This is a genomic window from Nonomuraea sp. NPDC050022, assembly GCF_044460705.1.
Lineage (GTDB): Bacteria > Actinomycetota > Actinomycetes > Streptosporangiales > Streptosporangiaceae > Nonomuraea.
Window position 1 is genome coordinate 47,427 of sequence record NZ_JBITKE010000018.1, and the last position, 24,772, is coordinate 72,198.

22 protein-coding genes and 1 pseudogene are annotated in these 24,772 nt (G+C 67.3%); 14 read left to right on the forward strand and 9 right to left on the reverse strand.

Features of this window, described 5'->3' with window-relative positions; translation table 11 throughout:
• Positions 1-193: 193 nt before the first annotated feature.
• On the reverse strand, positions 194-1,006 hold the full coding sequence (locus ACIBO2_RS51880) for a hypothetical protein (RefSeq protein WP_358547915.1): 813 nt from the start codon (positions 1,004-1,006) through the stop codon (positions 194-196).
• Here ACIBO2_RS51880 and ACIBO2_RS51885 point away from each other — a divergent pair.
• The gene (locus ACIBO2_RS51885) at positions 1,001-1,180 is read left to right on the forward strand and encodes a hypothetical protein (protein WP_358547918.1); all 180 of its coding nucleotides are present in this window, start codon (positions 1,001-1,003) and stop codon (positions 1,178-1,180) included. The two genes, ACIBO2_RS51880 and ACIBO2_RS51885, sit on opposite strands and share 6 nt — an antisense overlap.
• An 18-nt stretch (positions 1,181-1,198) precedes the next feature.
• Here ACIBO2_RS51885 and ACIBO2_RS51890 read toward each other — a convergent pair whose 3' ends face one another.
• The 3 genes and pseudogenes from ACIBO2_RS51890 to ACIBO2_RS51900 form a co-directional block, all read right to left on the reverse strand.
• The gene (locus ACIBO2_RS51890; protein WP_397304844.1) at positions 1,199-1,990 is read right to left on the reverse strand and encodes a LacI family DNA-binding transcriptional regulator; all 792 of its coding nucleotides are present in this window, start codon (positions 1,988-1,990) and stop codon (positions 1,199-1,201) included.
• A 60-nt stretch (positions 1,991-2,050) separates the two neighbouring features.
• Positions 2,051-2,209: pseudogene (locus ACIBO2_RS51895) on the reverse strand (LacI family DNA-binding transcriptional regulator); the annotation flags it as partial.
• 84 nt (positions 2,210-2,293) lie between these two features.
• Positions 2,294-3,478, reverse strand: a complete 1,185-nt coding sequence (locus ACIBO2_RS51900; RefSeq protein WP_358547924.1) for a family 1 glycosylhydrolase — start codon at positions 3,476-3,478, stop codon at positions 2,294-2,296.
• Between the two features lie 199 nt (positions 3,479-3,677).
• Here ACIBO2_RS51900 and ACIBO2_RS51905 point away from each other — a divergent pair, with 199 nt between their 5' ends.
• From ACIBO2_RS51905 to ACIBO2_RS51950, 10 genes are all read left to right on the forward strand, one after another.
• Positions 3,678-4,937, forward strand: coding sequence for an MFS transporter (locus tag ACIBO2_RS51905; protein ID WP_397304845.1), 1,260 nt, complete (start codon positions 3,678-3,680; stop codon positions 4,935-4,937).
• A 47-nt stretch (positions 4,938-4,984) separates the two neighbouring features.
• Positions 4,985-7,468: a family 78 glycoside hydrolase catalytic domain gene (locus tag ACIBO2_RS51910; RefSeq protein WP_397304751.1), complete on the forward strand. Its 2,484-nt coding sequence runs from the start codon at positions 4,985-4,987 to the stop codon at positions 7,466-7,468.
• Positions 7,465-8,346 carry an alpha/beta hydrolase fold domain-containing protein gene (locus tag ACIBO2_RS51915; RefSeq protein WP_358547930.1) on the forward strand — a complete coding sequence of 294 codons (882 nt, stop codon included), beginning with the start codon at positions 7,465-7,467 and terminating at the stop codon, positions 8,344-8,346. The genes ACIBO2_RS51910 and ACIBO2_RS51915 overlap by 4 nt, the downstream gene beginning before the upstream one ends.
• A complete protein-coding gene (locus ACIBO2_RS51920; RefSeq protein ID WP_358547933.1) occupies positions 8,343-10,559 on the forward strand; it encodes a glycoside hydrolase family 3 C-terminal domain-containing protein in 2,217 nt (738 codons plus the stop codon). The genes ACIBO2_RS51915 and ACIBO2_RS51920 overlap by 4 nt, the downstream gene beginning before the upstream one ends.
• 5 nt (positions 10,560-10,564) lie before the next feature.
• The gene (locus ACIBO2_RS51925) at positions 10,565-11,875 is read left to right on the forward strand and encodes an NAD-dependent epimerase/dehydratase family protein (RefSeq protein ID WP_397304752.1); all 1,311 of its coding nucleotides are present in this window, start codon (positions 10,565-10,567) and stop codon (positions 11,873-11,875) included.
• The gene (locus ACIBO2_RS51930) at positions 11,845-12,060 is read left to right on the forward strand and encodes a hypothetical protein (protein ID WP_397304753.1); all 216 of its coding nucleotides are present in this window, start codon (positions 11,845-11,847) and stop codon (positions 12,058-12,060) included. The genes ACIBO2_RS51925 and ACIBO2_RS51930 overlap by 31 nt, the downstream gene beginning before the upstream one ends.
• A gap of 130 nt (positions 12,061-12,190) precedes the next feature.
• On the forward strand, positions 12,191-13,330 hold the full coding sequence (locus ACIBO2_RS51935; RefSeq protein WP_397304754.1) for a beta-galactosidase: 1,140 nt from the start codon (positions 12,191-12,193) through the stop codon (positions 13,328-13,330).
• The gene (locus ACIBO2_RS51940; protein ID WP_397304755.1) at positions 13,318-14,226 is read left to right on the forward strand and encodes an IS30 family transposase; all 909 of its coding nucleotides are present in this window, start codon (positions 13,318-13,320) and stop codon (positions 14,224-14,226) included. Before ACIBO2_RS51935 ends, ACIBO2_RS51940 begins: the two co-directional genes overlap by 13 nt.
• A gap of 226 nt (positions 14,227-14,452) precedes the next feature.
• The gene (locus ACIBO2_RS51945; protein WP_397304756.1) at positions 14,453-15,124 is read left to right on the forward strand and encodes a nucleotidyltransferase domain-containing protein; all 672 of its coding nucleotides are present in this window, start codon (positions 14,453-14,455) and stop codon (positions 15,122-15,124) included.
• A 152-nt stretch (positions 15,125-15,276) separates the two neighbouring features.
• The gene (locus tag ACIBO2_RS51950) at positions 15,277-16,512 is read left to right on the forward strand and encodes a hypothetical protein (protein WP_397304757.1); all 1,236 of its coding nucleotides are present in this window, start codon (positions 15,277-15,279) and stop codon (positions 16,510-16,512) included.
• 106 nt (positions 16,513-16,618) lie between these two features.
• On the opposite strand, the gene ACIBO2_RS51955 is transcribed toward ACIBO2_RS51950, so the two are convergent.
• Genes ACIBO2_RS51955 through ACIBO2_RS51965 form a run of 3 tightly spaced genes read right to left on the reverse strand, consistent with a single transcriptional unit; the run spans position 16,619 to position 19,099 of the window.
• Positions 16,619-17,713, reverse strand: a complete 1,095-nt coding sequence (locus tag ACIBO2_RS51955; RefSeq protein ID WP_397304758.1) for a sensor histidine kinase — start codon at positions 17,711-17,713, stop codon at positions 16,619-16,621.
• Between the two features lie 10 nt (positions 17,714-17,723).
• Entirely contained in the window at positions 17,724-18,419 is a 696-nt protein-coding gene (locus ACIBO2_RS51960) for a response regulator transcription factor (RefSeq protein WP_358547952.1), read from the reverse strand.
• Between the two features lie 26 nt (positions 18,420-18,445).
• Positions 18,446-19,099: a VanZ family protein gene (locus ACIBO2_RS51965; protein WP_358547955.1), complete on the reverse strand. Its 654-nt coding sequence runs from the start codon at positions 19,097-19,099 to the stop codon at positions 18,446-18,448.
• Between the two features lie 200 nt (positions 19,100-19,299).
• On the opposite strand from ACIBO2_RS51965, the gene ACIBO2_RS51970 reads away from it, so the two are divergent.
• Both ACIBO2_RS51970 and ACIBO2_RS51975 read left to right on the forward strand, forming a co-directional pair.
• Complete coding sequence (locus tag ACIBO2_RS51970) at positions 19,300-20,208, forward strand: Tn3 family transposase (RefSeq protein WP_397304759.1); 909 nt, start codon at positions 19,300-19,302, stop codon at positions 20,206-20,208.
• A 23-nt stretch (positions 20,209-20,231) separates the two neighbouring features.
• Entirely contained in the window at positions 20,232-20,819 is a 588-nt protein-coding gene (locus tag ACIBO2_RS51975; protein ID WP_397304846.1) for a Tn3 family transposase, read from the forward strand.
• On the opposite strand, the gene ACIBO2_RS51980 is transcribed toward ACIBO2_RS51975, so the two are convergent.
• The gene (locus ACIBO2_RS51980) at positions 20,804-21,031 is read right to left on the reverse strand and encodes a hypothetical protein (protein ID WP_358547964.1); all 228 of its coding nucleotides are present in this window, start codon (positions 21,029-21,031) and stop codon (positions 20,804-20,806) included. The genes ACIBO2_RS51975 and ACIBO2_RS51980 overlap by 16 nt on opposite strands.
• 84 nt (positions 21,032-21,115) lie before the next feature.
• On the opposite strand from ACIBO2_RS51980, the gene ACIBO2_RS51985 reads away from it, so the two are divergent.
• Complete coding sequence (locus ACIBO2_RS51985) at positions 21,116-23,422, forward strand: ricin-type beta-trefoil lectin domain protein (protein ID WP_397304760.1); 2,307 nt, start codon at positions 21,116-21,118, stop codon at positions 23,420-23,422.
• 179 nt (positions 23,423-23,601) lie between these two features.
• Here ACIBO2_RS51985 and ACIBO2_RS51990 read toward each other — a convergent pair whose 3' ends face one another.
• A complete protein-coding gene (locus ACIBO2_RS51990; RefSeq protein WP_397304761.1) occupies positions 23,602-24,537 on the reverse strand; it encodes a tyrosine-type recombinase/integrase in 936 nt (311 codons plus the stop codon).
• Positions 24,538-24,772: the final 235 nt, after the last annotated feature.

The window sequence follows — 24,772 nt, forward strand, 5'->3', positions numbered from 1 at the left end:
GCGCAATCGGTGTCGGCGTACATATCTAGGTGCGGAGCCGCGTACGAATGACTATCCGTACGCGGCTGTGCACGTGAACCCGTACGCCGATAATCGGCGTTGTGCGCAACGGCCGCGCGAATGATCCGCGCTGCGCGGTGGGGCCGTTCGAGGGCACCTGCAAGCAGGTCTTTTGCGCCGCTGCGTCGGAGGCTCAGCTGGCGATGATGCCGGCGTTGGTGTTGTGCCCGGGTGAGGTGACAATCAGGTTGAAGACTTCGCGTGGTAGGAGTTCCTCGTCCAGGGGCGCGTTTTCCTCAAGTAGCCAATCGAGCGCGGCAGCCAGGGCGGGGACAGGGACAAGAGGCCCTCTGGTGTACACCATGCGCCACGGGGAGGACAGTGAGGCGTTGACGGTCCAGAGGGGATGGTCGCCGTCGCCGCCGCAGCCGACCAGGATGCCGACGTCCTGCCAGAAGGCGATCAGTTCGGCCATGGTTTCCACGGGCGGGTCGTCGCAGGCCTCCACCAGGGCGGAAAATCCGGCGCTCCACCTCTCCCATGCGCCCAGGTTCTCGTCCATGTGGTGGCGCAGCATGTGGAAAGGCGGGCACTCATCGAGGTCCGGAGTATGGCCGACGGGGGGCAGAGCAAGCAGGGGCGGTCGGATACCGTCCCAGATGCTCGATTCCAGCCACTGCTCGGCGCTCAGCCAGCGATCCGGCGCCTGGCCAGCGGCGAGCTCGGCGAGGCGGCCCCTGGTGGCGCACGGGCAGTCCAGCAGGACACCGATGATTTCCGCGGCGCGCGGGCACAGCTCCAGCCAGCCGCTGTCATACAGGGCGAGCATGGCCTGCTCCTCCTTGCCGGGCCGCAGCCCGACGGCGCCGTCAAGGGCGGCGACACGGCGCGGTCGGCTCGGCGGGCTGGGCAGGTCCAGCCGGTGGGGGCGGCTTCCGTAACGGTTGATCCAGGTGGCGGCCAAGGCCAGGCGCTGCTCCTCGAGTGCGTCCTGGACGGCGTGCATCTGCCGGTCTTGCGCTGCGCGCAGCACGTCGCGGCGCTGACGTTCGGCGGGAGTCAGGTGAACGCTGCAGTCAGCCTGGAGTGGGCCTGGTCGTTGTACGCGCCGATCCCCGCGGTGGCGATGCAGCAGGGCGGACATTTCAACAAGGACCTCTCCAAGATCGAATTCGAATGAGTCGGGCCAGATCCACCGTCAATCAGATAGACCCGCTGGGCCAGTAGAAGCCCGGACAACGACCTCCGAGCTGAATTCCGGCCCGACAGTTGGGGGAGTGGTCCCCGTCGCCGCGCTGATTGCCAGGGCGGCACTGTACCGTCCAAGACCCGCAGTGTCGGTACGGATTGTGGTGAGCTGCGGATGGAAGAAGCCTGCGAGCGGGGTGTCGTCGTGGCCGATGACCGAAACATCCTTCGGCACGTCGAGCCCACTCCGAAGTGCTGCGCCCACGAGAGACGCGGCGACATCGTCGTTGTAGGCCGCTACGGCTGTGATGCCCGAGGCGTGCCATTGGAGTACCAGATCGGCGGAGGCCTGCTGGTCGAAGAGATCCACCTGCACTTCCGCTGCTATCTCCATACCCAGGTGCTGAGCGGCGCTAAATGAATGCTCCCGTCGCTCCGCGACGAGCTCGGCAATACGTGGATCAGTGGAGCCTGCGAAAGCGATCCGTCTGTGACCAAGGCTGTGCAGATGCTCCACCTGCAGACGTGGCCCCTCGTCAACGTATACCGTGCCGTTGGCCCGTTCGGGATCGGGAATCAGGTTTACGATCCCGGCGGCACGTATGGAGGCGACGTCCTCGGCTGAGATGGGTGTCATCGACATGACGACATCGGGCTGCAAGGTCTCCCAGAGCGGCCGCGCCAATCCGGTGGGGTGGGACGTATAGGTGACAAGGGTGTAGCCGGCTTCGTCGAGCGTCAGGGACGCTTCCTCGATGTTCCGGCGCAGGGCGAAGTCCAGGGGCCAGTCCGGCAGGATCATCAGGATGATGTGGCTGCGCCCGCTGGCCAGCGCTCGTGCCGCTGAGTGAGGTTGGTACCCGAGACGCTTGGCCTCAGCCAGGACACGGGCACGAGTGGGTTCCGAGATCGTCTGCCCCGGAGTGTTGTTCAGGACGAAGCCCACGGTGGCCCGCGATATGCCCAGCGAGCGGGCAATGTCCGCTGCTGTGGGGCGGCGAGTAAGGTGCTCTGACGTCATGGCTCCCTAAGTGGCTAAATAGCAGTGTAGTTGGGGCGGGCGGTTACCTGCGGTAACGTAACCGCCCGCCCAGCCCGGTGAAGGTCAGAGGCGTGCGAAGCCTCCGTTGGCCATGCTCCCGAGCCATGCCAGGGACGGCTTCGGTGTGCGGACGAACGTCTGCCGGTCGACCTCGATCAGGCCGAAGGTTGGCCCGTAGTCTCCCCACTCGTAGTTGTCGAGTAGTGTCCAGTGAAGGTACCCGCGGACGTCGATGCCGTCGTTGACCGCGGACTTCAGGTGACGCAGCGCTTCGGTGGTGTAGGCGATGCGGCGATCGTCGTCCGCGGTGGCGATGCCGTTCTCTGTGATGAGCAGCGGAACACCGCCGGCTTCGTCCCATGCTCGGCGCAGCGAGATTCCGAGCGCATCTGGGCGGTAGGCCCAGCCGGTGATCGTGTTGTCCTCGCTCGGCGAATGCGGGGTTACGCCATCCGGGCCGACCGTCTGGCTGGTGTACGACTGAACACCGACGAAGTCGTCCTCGCGAGACACGCTGAGGTAGAAGCCCTCCCACTGGTGGTGCACGCGGTCGAAGACATCTTCATTACCGGGAGTCGGCTCGAGGGCTTGCTGCGCGATGGTCCATCCGACGTTCGCGTCCGTGTGCTCGTGGAGGACATCGCGCGCGGCGCGATGCGCATTCGCGAAGATCTCGCCGATACGAAGGTCGGGGAGCGGCGAGGCCGGGTTCTGGACTTCGGGAAGCTTCGCATCGGGGTTATGAAGCTTGGCGAGCACGTTGAAGAGCGCCATCATGTTGGGCTCGTTGATCGTGCAGACCCAATCAACGTTGTCCAATGCGGGACTGACGTACTCGATGTAGCCGCGGAACCGATCAACGGCCCGAGGGTTCTCCCAGCCGCCATCATGAGCGAACCAGCGAGGGCTCGTGAAGTGCTGCAGCGTGACCACCGGCTGGATTCCCAGCTCAAGGGCAGTGTCGACCATCCGGCGGTAGTGGTCGAGCATCGCACGGGAGAACATGTCTTCCTCGGGCTGGATGCGGGCCCACTCGAACCCGAAGCGGTAGGCGTTCAACCCGGCTCCGGCCAGCAGCCTCATGTCCTCACCATAACGATGGAAGCTGTCGAGTGCGTCCCCGCTCCGGTCCGGGAACGGCACCCCGGGGGTGTTCTCGATCTCCCACCAATCCGCGTTGATGTTGTTTCCTTCGATCTGATGCGGCGCGGTGGATGCGCCCCACAGGAATGCGTCGGTTGCAGACACAGGTTCTCCTTCGAACAGTCCTATTGCTGCCCAGCCATTTACTTGCGCGCGCTAGTTAGGCACTGTAGCGTCCTTGCGACTAGCCCGCGCTAGTACCACCCGGCTTGACCTCACGACAATGGAGTCTTCATGAACAGTCCGGCGAGATACCCATCGTTGCGCCCCGCTCCCTGCCGCGTCTGCTGACCCGGCGGTGATCATGGCAGAGGCTGCGCCGGCCAAGGAGCTCCCGAAGGTCGGCAACCGCTACATCTGGCTGCTTGTGCTCGCCCAGTTCGGTGTGTTCATGGCCTTCATCACACCGCTTGCGATCTCGCTCTCAATCCGCGTAAACGCCTTGGCTCCGGGACACGAGGAATACCTCGGATACATCACCGGCATCGGCGCCCTGGTTGTCATGCTCACGGGGCCGCTGCTGGGAGTCGCGAGCGACCGCACCCGCACGCGGTTGGGTCGCCGACGCCCGTTCATCATCGTCGGCACGCTCCTCGGCGTCATCTCCCTCCTCGTCATGGCGCTGGCGCCATCCGTCGTGGTACTCGGTCTTGGATGGATCCTGGCGCAACTCGGCTGGGGACAGGCTCTGGGTGGCCTGACCAACTCGCAAGCAGATCGTCTTCCCGAGTCGCAGCGTGGCAAGGTGGCTGGTCTCGGAGGATTCGCCACTCAGATCGCTCCCGTGTTCGGTGTGGTGATCGCGGGTGGCCTTTCCGGCAACCCGCTCCTGCTGTTCCTGATCCCCGGAGTGATCGGCGTCATCTCGGTTCTTCTTTTCGTGATCTTCGTCCACGAGGACGACAGCCGGGGTCTGCGCTTCGAAGACCGACTCACCGTCAAGACGCTGCTCGCGAAGTACGTGTTCAACCCGCGAAAGTTCCCGGACTTCTCCTGGAACTGGCTGGGCCGCTTCCTGTTCTACTTCGGCCTCACCTTCAACACCACGTTCACTGCGTTCTTCTTCGCCGCCCGCATGGGCGTCTCCGTCGACAAGGTCGGCGGCGTCATCGCCGCCGCTGGGGGCATCGGTGTGCTGGCCACGACGATCGGAGCCATCGGCGGCGGATTCCTCTCCGACAAGGTCAAGCGGCGGAAGCCGTTCGTCGTCCTCTCCGGGGCTGTGATGGCGGTCGGCATGCTCACGATGGCATTCTCCACCGCCGTGCCTGTTCTCATTGCCGGCTCGCTCATCGTCTCCCTCGGTCTTGGTGGATTCGCTGCCGTGGATCAGGCGCTGTTGCTCGACGTCCTCCCAGAGCGCGAGACGGATGCCGGCCGATACATGGGCATCGTCGGGTTCGCTGCATCAATCCCGCAGGCCGTCGCTCCCCTGATCGCCCCGCTCTTCCTTGCGATCGGGGTCGCCGCGGGCGGCAAGAACTACACGCTGCTGTTTATCGTCGCTGCCGCCTGTGTACTGCTCGGCGGAATCGTCGTTCTACGCGTCCGATCCGTCCGCTGAACCCGCATCATTCCTCGGACGTTCCCTCACAGGCAGGTACTGGAGCCATGCCCCACTCAACTGCGAACTTCATCACCCCGACTTTCCCGACCGGGAAGGAGGGAGACCCCGCACCGTACTTCCGTCGAAGCTTCACGGCACCGAGCAGCCCGATCAAGGCGACGCTGCGCATCACCGCGGTCGGGCTCGTCGAGCCGTGGATCAACGGCAACCGCGTCGGAGACGAGGTCCTGGCGCCTGGCTGGACCTCCTACCGGAACAGGCTCGCCGTGAGCACCCACGACGTGACGGATCTCATCACGCCTGGCGAGAACGTCTTGGGCGCGATCGTCGGCGACGGCTGGGCGCTCGGGCGGCTCGGTTGGGAGAACAAGCGCAACCACTACAGCGAACGCCCCGCCCTCTGGGCTGAACTCACCATCGAGTACGCCAACGGCTCGCAGCTCGTCGTCACCGACGAGGACTTCCGTGCCTCGACCGGCGCGATCCTCTCATCATCGATTTACGACGGTGAAAGCGTGGACGCCCGGCTCGAACCGAATGGGTGGTCCGAGCCGGGATTCGACGACTCCGCTTGGTCGAAGGTGGAAACGTTCGAATGGCCGTCGGAAGCACTGTTCGACCGCACCGCCGACCCGATCCGTCGCGTGGAGCAGCTTGCCCCGGTCGAGATCACCAAGAGCCCGTCCGGTCGGACGATCGTCGACTTCGGCCAGAACATCTCCGGTTGGGTCCGCTTCACGGTGAGAGCTTCGGAAGGCGACACGATCACGCTGCGACATGCGGAGACCCTGACCGAGGGTGAACTCGACACCGAGACGTTGCGTACAGCGAAGGCGACGGATACCTTCACCGCGGCCGGCGGCGGGCCCGAGACCTTCGAACCGCGATTCACCTTCCACGGCTTCCGCTATGCCGAGGTCGACGGGTGGCCGGGGGAGCTTCGAGACGAGGATCTGCGCGCGGTCGTCGTGCACAGCGACATGCGCCGTACCGGCTGGTTCGAAACCTCCAACGAGCTGATCAACCGCATGCATCAGAACGCCGTGTGGTCGATGCGTGACAACTTCGTCGGCGTCCCCACCGACTGTCCGCAGCGCGATGAGCGTCTGGGATGGACCGGCGACCTGAACGCATTCGGTCCGACCGCAGCGTACCTCTACGACGTGCGCGCGGTCATCGGCTCCTGGCTGGACGACCTTGCCGCCGAACAGGCCGAAAAGGGATATGTCCCGTGGGTTGTTCCGGACATCCTCTCTACCCCGTCGCCGCCGACCGCGCTGTGGAGCGACGTCGCAGTGAGCCTGCCGTGGGCTCTCTATCAGGAGTACGGCGACCAAGGGATACTCCGTCGCGCCTATCCGTCGATGACGACCTTCATCCGCAGCGTCGAGGCCGTTCTTGACGAGAACGGCTTGTGGTCCAGCGGCTTCCAGTACGGCGACTGGCTCGACCCTGACGCGCCGATGGACAACCCGGCCGGCGGCAAGACCGACCGCCACCTGGTTGCATCCGCATACCTCGCAAAGACCACCCGGGAGATGGCGGAGACGGCTGCGATCCTCGGAGAGGACGACGACGCACGCCACTTCGCGGCTCTCGCCGACCGCGTTCGCGCCGCCTTCCGACGCGAGTACGTGACTGCCGCCGGTCGTGTGACGAACGAGACCGCGACAGCGTACGCACTGGCGATCTGCTTCGGCCTCCTCGATGAGGACCAGCGTCAGCACGCCGGCGACGAGCTCGCCCGGTTGGTCGCCAAAGCAGGCTTCACCATCTCGACCGGGTTCGCAGGAACGCCCATGGTCACCGACGCGCTTTCCAGCACCGGACATCTCGCGGAAGCGTACGCGCTGCTCACCGAGACCCGATGTCCCTCCTTCCTCTACCCGGTCACCATGGGTGCGACGACGATCTGGGAACGGTGGGACTCCATCCGTCCGGACGGCACCATCAACCCGTCGGGGATGACCTCTCTGAATCACTACGCATTCGGCGCGGTGTGCTCGTGGCTGCATCGGGTCGTCGGCGGCATTCAGGCCGCGGAGCCCGGTTACCGGCGCCTCCTGATCGCACCGCAGCCCGGCGGCGGTCTCACCCATGCCTCGGCTTGTCACGTGACCGTACACGGCGAGGTCGCCGTGACGTGGCGCATCGAAGAGGGCGTCATGACGGTGGACGTGACCGTTCCTCACGCGACGGAAGCACTCGTGCGGCTTCCCCTCCACCCGGAGGCGGCGGAGGTCACCGTCGAAGCCGGCACGCACTCATGGCGATACAGCGCCCCGGGGGCCGAGCGTCCCGAGTACTCGATGGACACCGCACGCAAAGTCCTCGCCGCAGACCCGATCGTGTGGCGGAGCCTGGCCGAAGTCTTCGCCAAGCATCTGCCCGGAATCCCTATCGACGGCAACGCGCCGGAAGCCGCCGGCATGACCCTGGAGCTCCTCCTGCAATACATCCCCGGCGCAGCCCCCGAGCTCCGGGAGGACCTCGAGCAGGCTGTCACGAGGGCGAGCGTGCCGGCGTGACCGCAATCGAGAATGACGTCGTTCGAGGTCGCCACGGCCCGATACCGATTCGCCGCTACCGACCCGAGACACCGGTAGCAGGAGCCGATCCGTTGGTGTGGCTGCATGGGGGAGCGTTCTCCTTCGGCGGCCTCGATCAGCCGGAGTCGCACGCGCCAGCCCTGGCCCTCGCTGCGACCGGGCGACCGGTCGTCGCCGTCGACTACCGACGAGTTCCCCGATGGAGTTCCATCCGCAAGACGAAGCCAGGGGTCTTGGAAGGGATACGATTCCCGATCCCGCTGGAGGACGTTCTGGATGCCGTCGACAGCATCCGTTCCGAGGCAATGGATGGGCGGATCATTCTCGGCGGAGCAAGCGCGGGCGCCTGCCTGGCCGCCGCGGCCACTCTCCGGCTCATCCGCGAGAACAGGCCCGGTCCGGCCGCTTTGGTCTTGGCCTATGGCACCTTCCATGCCGCCCTGCCTTCCATCCCGGATGAGCTCCGAGCCAGGATCCGCGGACGACACGCGATCGCCCAGTTCAGACCTCAAACGGTCGAGCGCATGAACCGCAACTACACGGGAAGGCGAGAAGCAATGGCCGACGCCACCGCATTCCCTGGTGGTCACGACCTCAGTGGGTTCCCACGGAGCCTTCTCGTGGACGCCGACCGCGATTCGCTCCGCGCTTCCGGCGGCGCCTTCGCCGCCGAGCTCGACCGCTTCAACGTCCCGGTCGACTACGAGATCGTCGCAGAGGCGCCGCACGGCTTTCTCAACCGACCGGAATCCGGCTACTTCGCCACCGGAATGGCAACGATCAGCGGCTGGCTCACCCGCACAGCGCATCTTATTCAGCAACCTGTGACACAGACGACCAGAGGAGCAGTCCAATGAGCGACCACTACAGCATCGAGGAACGCGCGTCGGCGCTCGGCGGCCAGGACTTCACCGGCTCCACCGCCGCGGCAGGTCTTCCCGCAATCGTTTTGAGCGACGGGCCGCACGGTGTGCGCAGGCAGGGCCGGACCGGTGACAACCTCGGCGTCTACGACAGCGAACCGGCGACATGTTTCCCGACCGGATCGGCGATCGCCTCCAGCTGGAACCCGCAGCTCGTCCGTGAAATCGGCGTCGCGCTCGGGCGCGAGGCCCGGGCGCGCGACGTACAGGTGCTTCTGGGCCCCGCGGTCAACCTCAAGCGTTCACCTCTCGGCGGCCGCAACTTCGAGTATTTCTCCGAGGATCCGCTGCTCGCCGGCGTACTGGGCGCAGAGTGGGTGAAAGGCGTCCAGAGCCAAGGCGTCGCAGCCTCTGTGAAGCACTTCGCCGTCAACAATCAAGAGACCGACCGCATGCGCGTCAGCGCCGAAGTGGACGAGCGCACTCTCCGGGAACTCTACTTGGCGGTCTTCGAACGGATCGTGACGGAAGCGACCCCGTGGACGGTGATGAGCTCGTACAACGCCATCAATGGTGTTTACTCCTCCGAGAACCGCTGGTTGCTGACCGACCTGCTGCGCGATGAGTGGGGCTTCGACGGCCTCGTGGTCTCCGACTGGGGCGCGATCAAGGACCGGGTAGTCGCACTCGCCGCCGGGCTCGATCTGGAGATGCCCTCGAGCAACGGCGCGGGAACCAGGGACATCGTCACCGCCGTGAGGGAAGGCCGACTCAGCGAGGACGTCATCGATGTCAGCATCGAGAGGCTCCGGCAGCTGATCGAGCGGACCGCCGAGCGAGGTGCGTCCTTCGATATCGAGACTCATCACCAGCTCGCGCGGCGGGCTGCAGCCGAGTCCGTCGTTCTCCTCCGAAATGAGAACAGCACGCTTCCGCTGAAGCCGGGGACCAAGCTTGCCGTCCTGGGTGCGCTGGCTGTTGAATCGCAGTTCCAGGGCGGTGGGTCCTCCCATGTGAATCCGACACGGGTCGACATCCCGCTTGAGGAACTGCGGACTGTGTTCGGCGACGTCGCATTCGCCACCGGTTACACCTCCGCCGGCACCGACGAGGAACAGCTGCAGGAGGCACGAGACATTGCCCGCGACGCGGACGTCGCGATCGTCTTCGCAGGGCTCTGGGAGAGCGAGCAGTCGGAGGGGTTCGACCGAGTAGATCTGCAACTGCCGGCAGGACAGGTGGAACTCATCCAGGCCGTCGCCGCCGTCGCACCTCGGACCGTCGTGGTGCTCGCCAACGGCGGAGTGGTCAGCCTCGAACCGTGGCACGACTCCGTCGACGCCATCGTCGAGGGCTGGACGCTCGGACAGGCGATCGGCGGGGCGATCACGGACGTGGTCACGGGCGTCACCAACCCGTCGGGGCGCCTTGCGGAGACCATCCCGGTGGCGCTCGCTGACGCGCCGTCGTACTTCAACTTCCCAGGCGAGCAGGAAGTCGTGCGGTATGGCGAGGGTGTCTTCGTCGGCTACCGGGCGCACGTAACCTCCGGGCAGGGCGCGCGCTATCCGTTCGGCCACGGCCTGTCATACACCACATTCGACGTCAGCGATCTGAGCGTCGAAGCGTCCGGGGCCGATGGTGCCGTGGTCCACGTCACAGTCACGAACACCGGCTCCGTCGCCGGTGCCGACGTCGTGCAGGTGTACGTCGCACCGCCCGCATCGCGCGTCCGGCGACCCGTTCGTGAGCTGGGTGCGTTCGCCAAGGTGACTCTGGAGCCCGGAGAGTCGACGAGAATCGACCTCGAACTGGATCGGACGACGTTCCGATTCTGGGACGCCGGAGGCCACCGCTGGTGGGTGGAACCCGGCAGCTACGGGGTCGAGATCGGCCGCTCCGCGACGGACATCGTCGCGCGCGTCGAGGTCGAGCTGGAAGGCGACACGGAAGCACCTCCGGAGCTGACTCGCACCTCGACGGTGAAGGAGTTCTTCGCCCACCCGGTTGTCGGGCCCGCGCTCATGGAGGGGATGCTCGCCAACGCCACCCCTGAGCAGCGCGAGGCGGCCGAAGCGGGAGCGGACATGCTGCGGATGGTCGATTCCATGCCGATGGACCAGTTCGCACGGTTCCCCGGCGTCGGTCTGCCCGACGAGACCCTCGACATGCTGATCGCTCTGAGCCGACAGCCCGCTGAGGTCTAGTCGGCGTGCGGGGAAGTCACGAATCGGAGGCGCGGTTTCCGAGGTTCACGAGGACCCGCGTCCTCCTCACCGGGGCAACCGGCAACTGGGGGCGCGCCGCGCTCCGCGAGTTCCGTGAGCGTGGTGACCGGATGCGCGTCGTCGCGTTCGCGCTGGACACCGAGCTGGACCGGGCCATCCTCGACGAGTTCGCCGACATGGAGAACCTCGAAGTCTTCTGGGGCGATCTGCTGAACCTCGCAGACGTGCAGCGCGCCATCCGCGATGTCGACCTGATCCTCCACGTCGGCGCCGTCGTCTCACCGCTCGCCGACCAGCATCCCGAACTCGCGCAGCGCGTGAACATCGGCAGCATGCAGAACATCATCCGCGCGGTGGCGGCTCTGCCCGACCCAGGGTCGGTCGGGGTCGTGGGCATCGGCTCGGTGGCCGAGACCGGCGACCGCACGCCGCCGACCCACTGGGGCCGGGTCGGCGACCCGATCCGTGTGTCGCAGTTCGACGAGTACGGGCAGACGAAGGTCGTCGCCGACAAGCTGCTGATCGAGTCAGGGCTGCCCAAGTGGGCATGGTTGCGCCAGACCGGCATCTTCCACCCGGGGATGCTCGCCCTCCGTGACCCGATCATGACCCACTCCACCCTGGGCGGCGTCATGGAGTGGACGACCGCCGAGGACTCGGCACGACTGCTCGTTGGCATCGCCGAACGCGACCTGCCCGAGGAGTTCTGGGGCAGCATCTACAACATCGGCGGCGGGGAGGAGTGGCGGCTGACGAACTGGCGACTGCAGACCGCGATCAGCGGTGCCCTCGGCGTCGCCGACGTGCGTGGCTGGTACAACCGCAACTGGTTCGCCACCCGCAACTTCCACGGCCACTGGTACACCGACAGCGACCGGCTCAATGATCTCGTTCCGTTCCGGCGGGACACGTTCAATCAGGCTCTTGAGCGAGCTGTCGCGACGCTCCCGGACTCCGTGCGGTCGGCCGGTCGCGTGCCAGGGTGGATGGTGAAGAACCTCGTCATGCGCCCGCTCACCCGAAAGCCCCGCGGGACGATGCACGCGATCGCCCACCACGATGAGGCCGCCATCCGAGCGCACTTCGGTTCGCTCGAGGAGTGGCGGGCGATCGGCGACTGGATGACGTTTGTTGTGCCGGAGCCTTCACGCACTCCGTCGTACCTCGACCACGGGTTCGATGAGAACACGGCGGCCAGCGACTGGGATCGCGACGACTACGTGCGCGCGCACAGTTCCGCGGCGGCGAACTCGTGTCGCCTTCCGTGCAGCAGGGACAGCCGCGCGAGCCCCTGATCTGGAGCTGCGCCTTCGGGCACATCTTCGCCGCCAGCCCGTTCCTCATCCTCGCCGGCGGCCACTGGTGCCCGGACTGCACGCGCGACAGCGCCGGTTACGAGCGCCAGGCTGAGCGCAACCCGTTCTTCGCCCAGCTCTACTCCGCCTCAACGCGATCCGCTCGGTTCGCGCAGCCGTCCTAATGAACCTCGCGGGAGCCGTCGTCCTCCGCATCCGGCCCCATCCGCTGACCTTCTAGGGAGCCCTTCATGTCGATCGAATCATCGAGTCCGGGAAACGCTCGAACGCCATCCGAAACTGGGCCCGGCCTGGTTGAGCGCGATAGCGCGCGAGAACACTGGGAGCGCCGGGTCGTGGGCTGGTGGCTACCTCGCCGTCGAAGGTAAGCCTTTCCCGGTCATCGGAGCAGAGGTGCATAACTCGAGTTCGAGCAGCATCCCCGCCATTGAGGCCTCGTTCACGACGGTGCAGGAACTCGGCGCTAACACCGTCCTCGCACCGGTGGCGTGGGACCTGCTCGAGCCGTCTGAGGGCACGTTCGACTTCACGCTTCTCGACCGGATGATCGGCGCGGCGCGCGAGCGGGGCCTTCGACTCATCCCGCTTTGGTTTGGATCGTGGAAGAACGCTGTCTCGACCTATGTGCCCGCGTGGGTCAAGACCGACGTGGCGCGGTTCCCGAGAAGTGAGCTGTCAGACGGGTCGAGGGTCGAGCAGGTCACGCCGTTCGGGATGGCAGCGCGCGACGCCGACGCGCGCGCGTTCGCGGCGTTGCTGCGCCATATCCGCGAGGTGGACGCCGATAGGACCGTGATCGCCGTCCAGGTGGAGAACGAGATCGGCCTGTTGGGCGACTGCCGGGATCGCAGCGCGGGCGCGGAGCGCGCATTCGCAGCGCCGGTCCCCGCTACGGTCATCGAGGCGATCGCCGGGGACGAGAGCGCCCCAATCCATGCCGAATGGCTAGGCGTGGGCGCTCGCCGAGAGGGTACCTGGGCGGAGCTCTTCCCCCCTGGCGACCGCGTGGACGAGGCCTTCATGGCCGCAGCCTTCGCTACATATACCGAGGTCGTCGCCGCCGCCGGGGCGGCAGAATACGACGTCCCCCTGTTCGTGAACGCCTGGCTCGACGCCGACAGCGTGCTCGATGGCACGGTGGCGCTGGCGGGCGGGAAGCGACCCGGACAGTACCCGAGCGGCGGGCCAGTCATGCCTGTCGCCGCGATCTGGGAGGCCTTGGCACCGTCCTTGCACTTCCTCGCCGTCGACGCGTACGTGAAGGATGCCGAGCCCGTCTTCGCCGCGTACCGCTCCCGCCGAGACCGCCTGTTCGTGCCGGAACTGCGGGCCGATGCTGAGGGCATGGCCCAGATGTTCGCCGCCGTCGGTGGGCACCGCGCCGTGGGGGTATCGTTCTTCGGCGTTGACGCCTGGCGAAGATGGCCGGCCTGAGTCACGCAGCCGCCCGGCGGGTCCTGGTCGAGGCCGGGGTGCTGGAAGCGCGGGGCAAGCAGGAGGCCAAACAGCGGTTCCTTCAGCTCGTCGGTGAGGGCTGGTCCTCGGCTCGCGCCGCGCGCGAGGTGGGGATCCACCCGCGTACCGCGCAGGACTGGCATCGGGGCGTCCGTAAGTCCAACGGGACGCGGGCCTACCCCGACGGGACGGTCGTGGACTCGAGTTCGGGGACCCGATACAAGACCTCCATGATCAAAGAGGCCGAAGCTGCTGCGATCAGCAGCCGGTACCTGTCACTGCAGGACCGGCTGGCGATCGCCGACGGGTTGATCAACAAGCAGTCCGTCACCGAGATCGCCGCGCGGCTGGGCAAGCACAAGTCGACGGTCTCCCGCGAGGTCAGCGGCCGCTCGGTCGAGGGCGTCTACCTGCCGTATCAAGCCCACCAGGCCGCCGCCGCCAGACGAACCTGGCCGAAGCCGTCCAAGCTGGTAGAACACACCGCGTTACGGGAGCAGGTCGAACACGGTCTGGAACGGAAGTTGTCTCCCGAGCAGATCTCCCGCAGGCTCGTCAAGGACTTCCCCGACGACGAGAGCATGCGCGTGAGTCACGAGACGATCTACCAAGCGCTCTACTTCCAGGCCCGCGGCGGGCTCAAACGCGAGGTCCAGAGCGCGCTGCGAACCGGCCGGACCCGCCGCAAGCCCCACCGGCAGCCCGGCCAGCGGCAGCACCGATTCGTGCAGGAGATGGTGATGATCTCCGACCGGCCCGCCGAGGTCGAGGACCGGGCCGTGCCCGGCGCCCGGGGAGATCCAGTCAGCCGAAACTTGCGGGAATTTCACCTTCTCGCAAGTTGCCAAGATTCGTCGCGACGCAACAGATCTTAATTATTGAATTTGAATTTCTAGAAAATCGAAAATGCTAGAGTCTGAGCGTGACGACTGAGATGGGCGGACGTAATGTGCGGGGCTCGCATCCGAAGCGGAGAGGATGACCGCGTGAAGTCCGGTCTCCCTAGAAGCCGCGCACGCCAAGTGGAACCGGGCATGCCGTTGGCGTGGCGCAGCGCCACGAGCGCTGACGACGGAGGCGGTGATAGCGCATGATGTGCCGATGATGAGGATCGAGACACCGTGGGGTCCCTGGGAGGCCGCGCCGCTTGGCGAGGTAGTCACGCTGATGCGCGGGCTGGCGGCGCCGTGGTGGGTGGCCGGCGGCTACGCCATCGAGCTGGCCGTGGGTCATGCGTACCGCGAGCACGGGGACGTCGATATCGCGCTGCTGCGCCGGGACCAACTCGCGGTGCGGCGGCTGCTGGACGGCTGGGACGTACACGCCGCGGTCGTGCCCCAGACGCTGCGGCCATGGGCGCTTGGCGAGGTGTTGCCCGAACAGGCGCACGACATCTGGGTACGCGAGCATCCGGACGGCCCCTGGCGGTTCCAGCTCATGCTGGACGAGGCCGACGACGAGGAATGGATCTTCCGGCGTGATCCTCGGATCCGCCGCCCGCCGGCCGGGTTGACCGTCGAGCAGGATGGTTTCCGGAGGATCGTCCCGGAGGTGCAATTGCTCTACAAGTCCAAGGGACTGCGGCCGAAGGACGAGGCCGACTTCGAGGCGGTCCTGCCGCTGTTGGGCGAGGGGGAGCGGCGCTGGCTGGCGGAGGCGCTGGAGATCGAGCACACCACGCATCTCTGGCGCGAGCGCCTTGCGTCAGACGCACCAGACGCGCCCGATGGGCCCGATGGGCCTGATGACGTGCGGCGTCGTGAAATCGCGTGATTCTGCGCGTAAGGCCGCAGCCGACGTCTCGTTCCGCGAAATCCGCCACTTCACATGAGAAGGCAAGACCAGTGACCATCCCGGATACACAGGGCGAGCGGCAGGGCAGCGCTCGACAGATCAGCACAGAAGCCACAGTGGTTACGCCGTGTTTGCACTGTGGTGCCCCGATCGAGCAGCGGCGGGGGAGGGGGCGGCCCAAGGCGTACTGCCCTGAGGGCGACTGCCAGGCCGCCGCCAAGCGTGAGCGGGAGATGCGGCGCGCGACCCCCGGGCTGGAGGGGGCGCTGGCGCGGGCCGAGCAACTGTACGACCGGATGGAGAACGGGCTGGCCGCCGCCATCGAGCCACTGGCCAGGGCGCTGGCCCAGGAACTGAGTCCGGCCGGGGTCGAGGCGAAGCTGAGCGCCGTACAGGCTGAGGCGCACACGCGGGTCGCCATCGCGCGTACCGAGCGGGAGCAGGCATTCGAGCAGGTACGGCTGTCGCGAGAGGCCGCCGAGCACGCGCGCAGGGAGGCCGGCGTGATGCGGCTGCGCGTGGAGGAGGCCGAGGCCGAGCGGGATACGGCGCAGGCTGACGGTGAGCGGGCTCGCGAGCAGGCACTGGCCGCGCTGCGGGAGGCGGCCAGCACCGAGCGGCAGGCTCTGCAGTCGGCCGAGGAGGCCGGGCGCCGGGCCGATCTGGCCGAGCGGCAGGCCGATGAGGCGGTACGGCGGGCGGAGCTGACCGAGCGGGCCAGGGATCAGGCGCTCCAGGAGCTGGCGGAGCGGGTCGAGGCCGCCGATGAGCGGGCCGCTGAAGCGCAAGCGCAGGCCGTACGGGCTGAGACAGCGGCAGAGGCTCGGGTGGTACGCGCCGAGAAGGAGGCGCAGGCGCAGGTCGTACAGGTGCGGAAGGAAGCCGAAGCCCGCGCCGTACGGGCGGAAAAGGACGGGCAGGCGCGAGCCGAACAGGCCCGGAAGGAGGCGGCGGCGGCGCGGGCGGAGAGTGATCGCGCACGTGAGGAGGCGGCGGAAGCCAGGCGGGCCAGGCAGCTGGCCGAGCGGGACTTGGCCGCGGCCGAGGCCAGGGCGGAGGCGGCCGGACAGGAGCGGGAACGGGCCGTCGCCCGAGCGGAGAGCGCAGAACGTGCCGCGGCCGAGGCGCAACGAGACCGCGCCGTCGCCCTGAACGACGCGGCGAAGGCTCGGGAACTGGCCGCCGCGGAGATCGCCCAGGCGCGCGAGACGGCGCAGGGCGCGGTGGAGGAGCGGGATCGGTTGCGAGGGGAGCTACGGCTGGAGCGGGCTCGGCTGGAGGACGCCCGTGTTCAGCTGGAGGCGGCTCGGGCGGAGGCCACCCAGCTGCGGGAGCGGGCGGTCGCGGCGGAGCTGCGCGCGGGCTGAGGTCTGGCCAGCGCCCCGGGGCTGCGCCATCCGATCAGGCACGGGCCCTTCTCCACTGCCGGAACTCGACCTGATCGCCGAGAACGGCGCCGGCCCGAACGCGATCCTACGGCGTGCCGGGAAGCCGGACCGTGACCAAGAGACCGCCGTTGGGGCCGGGGGCGAGGTCGAGGGTCCCGTCGTGGGCGCGGACGATGGTGTGCACGATGGCCAGGCCGAGGCCGACGCCGGCGTGCTCGTCGGTGCGTACGCGTTCTGTTCCGCGCTGGAACGGTTCGATGAGGGTCGGTATGAGCTCCGGTGGGAGCGGGCGACCCGTGTTCTCGACCCGCAGCACGCTCGTGTCGCCGTGCGCCTCGGTGTGGACTGTCACGGCGCCGTCGGCGGGGAGGTTGTGGACGATGGCGTTCTGGACAAGGTTCGTCACCATCCGCGACAGGAGCTCGGCGGAGCCGCTGGTCTGGGCGGCCTCGCCGGTGACATCCAGCGTGATCCGGCGCTGTTCGGCGAGGGGGAGCAGCGTTTCGGCGGCTTCTTCGGCGATGAGGGAGAGGTCGACGCTCACGCGGGTGAAATTTCCGCGGCCGCCGCGGCTGAGCAGCAGGAGGGCCTCGGTGAGGTCGATCGCCCGCGTGTTGGCGGCGTGCAGGCGTTCGATGAGTTCGTTCCGGTCCTGAGTGGGGTCCTTGCGGGCGACGTCGAGCATCGTCCGCGAGATCGCCAGCGGGGTACGCAGTTCGTGGGAGGCGTTCGCGGCGAACCTCTGCTGCTCGGCGACGTGAGACTCGAGTTGTTCGAGCATCGAGTCGAACGCGTCGGAGTGTTCACGGAATTCGTCCTGGCGGCCCTTCATGCGAATCCGGTGGGACAGCGACCCGTTCGCGGCCATCCGTACCGCATCGGTGATCTGCGTGAGTGGTGCGAGCATGCGGCCGGCGAGAATCCACCCTCCCGCGAGCCCGAACACCAGCAGGAACACCAGCGCTTGGGCCGCCCGCGGAGCGAAGGCCCGCAGGAGGTCGTCGCGGGTGGGATTTCGAAGGAGTGGTATGTGGGATCCGAGTGGGTTGGGGGCGAGACTTCCACGTGGTGGGTCGGGTACGTAGCGCAGGAGGAACACCCACACGGTGGCGAGCAGCAGGACACCCGCGAGCATGAGGAATCCGGCGTAGCTGAGGGTGAGTTTGAGGCGGACACTCAAGCCAGGCGCCCTATTCACGGCCTCCTCCCTCGCGTGCGGTGTCGGGTGCTGTGTCGATGCGGTAGCCGGCCCCGGCAACCGTCGCGATGATCCCGGGTTCGCCGAGCCGTTTGCGCAGTGCCGACACAGTGATGCGCACGGCGTTGGTGAACGGGTCGGCGTTCTCGTCCCATGCCCGCGCCAAGAGTTCTTCGGCGCTGACGACACCCCCTTCGGCGGCGACGAGAACCTCGAGTACGGCGAACTGCTTCCGGGTGAGCGCGACGTAGCGGCCGTCGCGGTAGACCTCGCGGCGGAACGGATCCACACGCAGACCCGCGATCTCCCGCACGGGTGGCCTGCTGTGGGCGCGCCTGCGGTCGAGCGCCCTGATACGGAGCACCAGCTCTTGGAGCTCGAAGGGCTTCGTGAGGTAGTCGTCGGCGCCGAGTTCGAACCCTGAGGCCTTGTCGTCGATCCGGTCGGCGGCGGTGAGCATGAGGATGGGCATGCCGCTGCCGGAGGCGACGATGCGGGTGGCGATCTCGTCGCCGGAGGGGCCCGGGATGTCGCGGTCAAGGACCGCGATGTCGTAGGCGTTGATGCCCAGCATTTCCAGCGCGGTGTCGCCGTCGCCGGCGATGTCGGCGGCGATCGCCTCCAGTCGCAGACCGTCACGGACGGCTTCTGCCAGATGGGGTTCGTCCTCGACGATCAGTACGCGCATGCCTGAAGACTATGACCACACTGGGCTCAGCCTGCCGGTGCCGGCACGGGGCGAGACTGGTCCGACGGCACCTCCGCCGTGGTGCGCCACCAGGGGCGCGCCGCCAGCGCGGCCAGGGCGGCGCCGGCGGCGTTGACCAGTACGTCATCCACCGAGGACACCCGGTCCAGCCGCAGAACGTACTGTGCGGTTTCGACCAGGACCGAGCAGCTCGCCCCGAGCGCCAGGATTCGTGGCACGGACGCCAGCGCCGCGAAACGCATCGGAGCGAAGAACCCCAGCGCCGCGAAGATCAGCAGGTTGGCGCCGATCCCGAAAAATCCCATCGTGAGCAGGTCTCGCAGCGGGACCAGGCTCACCCGGCCGGGGACGATGCCGGCGCCCGGACCCGGCATCATGGTCATCCATACGAACGGCACCGTCCCGTAGACCAGGCCCACCTCGGCCAGCGACATCCGCCACGCCGAGGGGAGGCCGGCGGCACACCGGCGGCGCGCCAGAGCCCACACCACCAGCGCGGCCAACGGCAGCGCGACCAGCGTCATGAGCACCACACCGTTCTCGGTGTCGAAGCAGCCGTGCCACCGCCCGGCCATGCACCGCGGAGCGGACATCATGAGCGGCCGCCGCACCACGAACGCGGCGCACGCCAGGCCGAGGATCGCCAGACTCAGGAGCACGATCCTGCGCCTACGGCGGGACTGTGCTGACAGGGAGTTCATGCGTTCATCGAAGCCGGAGGGCCGTTGCGGTGGCGTATGCGGTTTTCCATACATCCGCGATACACGCCTGGCCGGCTCGATCCAGCTGGGGCGCCCTGTCGATGTCGACCCCCGCATCTTCGATCGCGCGCAGCTGCCGGGCGGAGATGCGCGTCTCGATGGTGACCGGCGGCGATGACGCCGCCGCGCGGCAGGGTGACAGGCGTCGGCGGCTACGGTGCGGGATGAGAGCGGGCGACGGCCAGGGTGGGCGCGGTGACGTACTCGGCGAGCGCCGTGGCCGGCGCGGCCGGATGACGGACGGTGAAGGGCCAGGGCAGGCCAACGTGCCGGCCGAGGCCAAGGAACTGAAGGCCGAGTTGGCCGGGATGCTGCCGTTCGCGCCGATCGCCTCGCTGCTGATCGAGCTGGATGTGCGCACGCATTTCCTGGACTGCTTCACTCACGCCGGAGGCCGCAAGCAGGCCCGCTCGGCCGATCTCAAGCGCAACATCCTCAGCGTCTTGATCGCCAACGCGACGAATTTGGGGTTGGCCAGGATGGCGGAGGCCTGCGGCATCCCGTACGACGTGCTGCGCTGGACGCAGGAGTGGTACGTGCGGGAGGAGACACTGCGCGAGGCCAACACCTGCATCGTCAACCACCACCACGGGCTGGATCTGTCGAAGGTGTTCGGCGGCGGCACCATGTCCAGCTCAGACGGCCAGCGCTTCCCAGTGCGCGGCAAGAGCACGACCGCCCGGGACATGACCATCCACGGCGGCCAGGTGCTGTCTTCCTACACGCACGTGTCCGACCAGCACTCCACGTTCGGCACGAAAATCATCGTGCCGAACGCCCGCGAGGCGCACTTTGTGCTGGACGACTTCCTGGGCAACGCCACCGACCTACCGCTGTTCGAACACGCGACCGATACCCACGGCGTCACCTTAATCAACTTTGCCCTGTTCGACCTGGTGGGCAAGCTGCTCTCCCCGCGCATCCGCGACCTCGGCAAGATCACCCTGATCCGGGACGAGACGCCCACGGACACGGTCAGCGCTACCCGCACGCTGGCCCCCTGCTGAGCGCCCGCTGGAACGAAGACCTCATCGCCGAGTGCTGGCCCGACCTGCTGCGCATGGCCGGGTCGCTGAAATACGGCCAGGCCACCGCCTCGCTGGTGGTGGGCAAATGGTCGGCCGCCTCCCGGCAGAACACCCTGGCCGCGGCGTTGAAGGAATGGGGCATGCTGCGCCGTACGCTGCACGCGGCGAAGTATCTGTCTGACCCGGCCTACCGCCGCAAGATCGCCCGCCAGCTGAACAAAGGCGAGAGCCTGCACGCGCTGCGGCGGGACCTGCACTACGCCCAGCAGGGCGCCATCACCAAGCCAGCCTTGGCCGATCAGACGGACCAGGCGTGGTGTTTGACCGTTTTGACCAACTCTGTCATCGCGTGGACAACCGAGTACTACTCCCTGGCCGTACGGCAGCTGCGGGCGGCTGGCCGGGACATTCCCGACGAACTGCTGGCCCACATCTCCCCGGCACACAGCGAGAACGTCAACTTCTTCGGCGTGATCACCGTGGACGTGGAGGCGGAGCTGGCCAAGCTGGACGGTGGCGGCTGGCGGCTGGCGGCCGTTGCGGCTGACGGCGGACGCGAGTCTGATGTGATCGCTCAGGGGCTGATGTAGGTCATCAGGGTCAGGAGCTGGAGCACGCCGCAGGCGAAGGCCATGTTCTCGTCGTGCAACGCCACGGTGCGGCCGGTTCGGGCGAGGCCTGGTATGAGGGCGGCGATATCTGCCGAGCGCACCTGATGCAGGTCGACCTCGATGTCGAGCGAGCGCGGAACCGATATGGGTGGCGAAGACGGCCACTGACCGGGCCGCGGGCGCGCGGGCAACTTCTTGACCCTGTGGACCGTTAGGGCAAAGCAGACGTGCGGTAGGTCACCCGATATACGGGATGTGATGTCGGGAGGAAGACGATGGTGGCACCTCCGCCGGGGTCGGTGTTCTACATCGCCAGCCGGATCCAGCCGAACACTTCTGTGCAGCCCTATGTGCTCGCGATCGAGGGGGACGCCACGGCGCCCGGAGCGCCCATCATCCTCTACCCGCAGGAGACAAGCCAGAGCCAACTGTGGACGATGACCGCCGACGGGCACATCATCAGCCAATTGAACGCGTGCGCGATCACGTGGGACGAGACCCAGAGCCTGCTCGTGACCCAGCAGGAGGGCGACCCCTCTTACCCGTGTCAGCTCTGGACCATCACCGACGACGGATACATCGAGAACCAGTCAGTGAACGGCGAGGTGCTCTCCGCGCCCGATCGCTACGGGTGGGGGAGAGGGACACTCGCTCTGGCCTCGCCCTCAGGCGCCGATCCGTGGGGGCAGCAGCACTGGACGCTCCTGGCATCGACGGCTCCGCCGGTCACGATCATGAAGCCCAGGTGGGTCTATTTCCAGAGCGCGCTCCAGGACGCCGACGGCAACACCTGCGTGCTCAACGTTAAGGGGGGCTCGACCACTCCCGGCGCCCAGGTGATCGTATGGCCGCTGGGCACCGGCGTCGGGAACAATGAGCTGTGGCAGGTTACGCAGGACGGGCGCATTCTGAGCCGGCAGGGCGGCGGTCTCATCCTGGCGCTGGGCTCGCCCTTCGACGGCGGCGGCAACTACACGGACGTGGACGCGTACCCGGACGGTATGACGGGATACTGGGACCTTTACACGCCGAACGAGATCCGCAACGCCTCATCCGCGAACTGCCTGGTCCCCTCCGGCATGACCGGGGGCCCGGGAGTCCTGACCGACGGAGACCCCGTCCTGGCGGCGCCGGGCACCTCCAGCGCGGCCTACACGTGGTACGCCGTCCCTTCCGCGCCTTTGGACGCGGTCCTGACGCAGCCCCTGGTACCGTTCCTGGAATTCACCGGCGAGGAGGCCCAGGCGTACACCGCTATCTGCCAAGGGCTCGGCGTCACCTCGCTGCGCGCTGAGTACTGCAACCTCGACCGCACCCTTTCCGACTACGGCTACCAGATCGCGACATGGACGCAGCCGCCCGAAGGCATCTCGCAGGATTCCTGGGACGCGGTTCGGCACCAGCTCACCACCGAGATCCAGTACGCCGACGCCACCCGCGACCTGTTCGCCAACTACCAGGAATTCCAGCTCGCCCTGTTCACCAACAACGACCAGCTCACCCAGGAGCTCATCTCCGACGCGGGGATCAGCGAGGGGACGAACGAGCCGATCGTCGGCGGAGTTATCCTTGCGGTCTTCGAGGGCCTGCTCTACACCGGGCTGAGCGCCGCCGGGGATGGGTTCGCGGTCGCGGCGAACCTGATGGAGATGGGCGTCAGCGTCGCCCTGGCCGCCTCGTCCGACGGTTCCGGCAGCATCTCGCCCGACCCGTTCCAGGTGACAGTCTCCGAACTCTGGAACGAGCTGAACAAGAACTACACCGCCGTGCTGAGCTCCATGGGCGACATGGAGCTCGCGATCCTGCAGGACTGGGGAAAGATGCAGAGCGTCTTCCAGTTGACGGAGAAGCCGAGCGGGGGCGACTCGCTGTACTGGGGCCCGACCACGACAGCGGACGCGGTCAAGGCCGCGACCCCGGGTTACAAAGCCTCCGTCATGCAGATGCTGCTGCCGTCGAAGTACCAGATCTACACGTCGTCGAACGGTTACCACCCGAGCGACATCCCTGGCTACGCACAGTGGTACGACTCGCAAGGGGTCCTGTACTGGATCGCGGCCATCGGCAATCCGCAGGAGTATCCGGGCTCCCAGGCCATGCAGCAGGACGTCTGGGACAACGGCGTGCGGCAGTCGGACTTCTTCCTGTCGGCCGCGGGCTGGGCCTTTCCCATGACCACGGACCAGGTGGACTGGTTCGGCTCCTACGGCTACAGCCGGTTCACCTTCACTAATCAGACGCCCGACGACGTGCAGGTGCAGGGGAATTGCGTGAGCGTCCAAAGACCCCCGTATACCTTCACCGTCGGCCCATACCAGAGCAGCTGGGTGGACATGGCCCCCGGCGTCTACCGGGTCACGGCCGGCGACCTGGAGAACACGCTCCTGCGCGGGGACTTCCAGCTGTCCGTGCAATGCACCAGCGTTTACTACCCCCCGAAGATCTGGATCAGCGAACAGTCCTCGACGTCCGGCTGCGCTCTCACGCCAGCGCTCTGCAACCAAGGGCTCGGCTGGTACCAGGGAGTGCACGCCGGGGCGTACGCTGGCGGGTCGGCCCAGATCGGCCTGGTCAAGACCTGATCCCGCGCGGGGGTACGGCTATCGCCATGCTGCTCGGCCGCACCGACATCGACCTCCGAGGTTGCCTGGCCGCCGCCGTGAGGATACCCCGGGGGTTGATACCTAGGAACAGCCGCTGGCGGCGAGGATGATCTTGGGTGAGATGTGGAAAGGATCTTCGCCGCGGCGAGGCAGGTTACTCAGCGTGTTGCTTGGTCGCGGCGCCGACGGGCAGCGCGGATCTCAGTGTCGGCGACCTTGTCGTCCAGCAGCGTGTACAGCTGCGTCGTCTCGGTGGAGGCGTGGCCCAGGCGGCGGCGAACGGCCTCGATGGACACCCCGGCGTTGATGAGCTCGGTGGCGTGGGCATGCCGGAGTTGGTGGATGTCGATCTCGACACGTGCGATGGTGCAGTAGGTCTGCCAGCGGTGGTGGGCGGCGTCGTAGGACAGCGGCCCGGCGGCGCCGTTGATGGAGGCGCGGAACAGCGGTCCGGCGGCGTAGCCGGCGCGGGTCAGGTAGAGCTTGAGCAGGCTGACGTAGCCGCGGTCGTCGAGCAGCACAGTACGCACGCTGCCGCCCTTGCCGCAGATGCGCACGTGTTCGTCGTCCAGGCGCAGGTCGAGGTCCTCGACATGCAGGCCGCACACCTCCGAGGCGCGGGCTCCGCACACGTAAGCGGTCTCGAACAGCACCCGATCGCGCAGCCGGTCCAGCGGCAGATCCTTACGCGGCCGCCGCGAGCAGATCACGGCCAGGACCTTGGCGACATCGGCAGCCGCCGCCGGGCGCGGCAGATTTTTTGGCACCTTGACGGTGTCGATCCGGCCCATCGGGTTGGCGGCCAGGAGGTCGTGGCGGACCGCCCACTTGCAAAAGGAAGCGATGGCGGCGCGCTTACGCTTTCGGCTGGCCGGCGCCAGATCGGCGAGCTCGGCCAGGTAGGCGCGGATCGGCGTCGCGGTCAGCTCGCCGATCTCCTCGCCGTGGTGGGCGGCGAAGGCGATCAGGTCGCCGCGGTAGGCGCGCCGGGTGTGGGCGGAGGCGCCGGCGTTGGCCAGGTCGGTAAGGAAGTCGTTCAGGTGTGCCGCGAGCGGGTGGGCGCGGCCGAGCTGCTCGACGATGACCGGATCCACCGGGGTCGCCCTCCCTGATCCGCCAGGTTGCCAGATAACCGGGAAACGAAGCGTGCGCGCTGGACGACGACCGCCCAGCTCGCGCTACGCCCGTGATCACTATCTTGCCAGATAACAACAGTTATCTGAGAACCCGTCGCGCCCTGGCCCCTCACGCCGCCCACCGCCTGGGCGATTGCTCCGCCGGCGCAATCGGCTCCCACCCCTGGATACGCGCAGAGGACCTCCCCTGGCT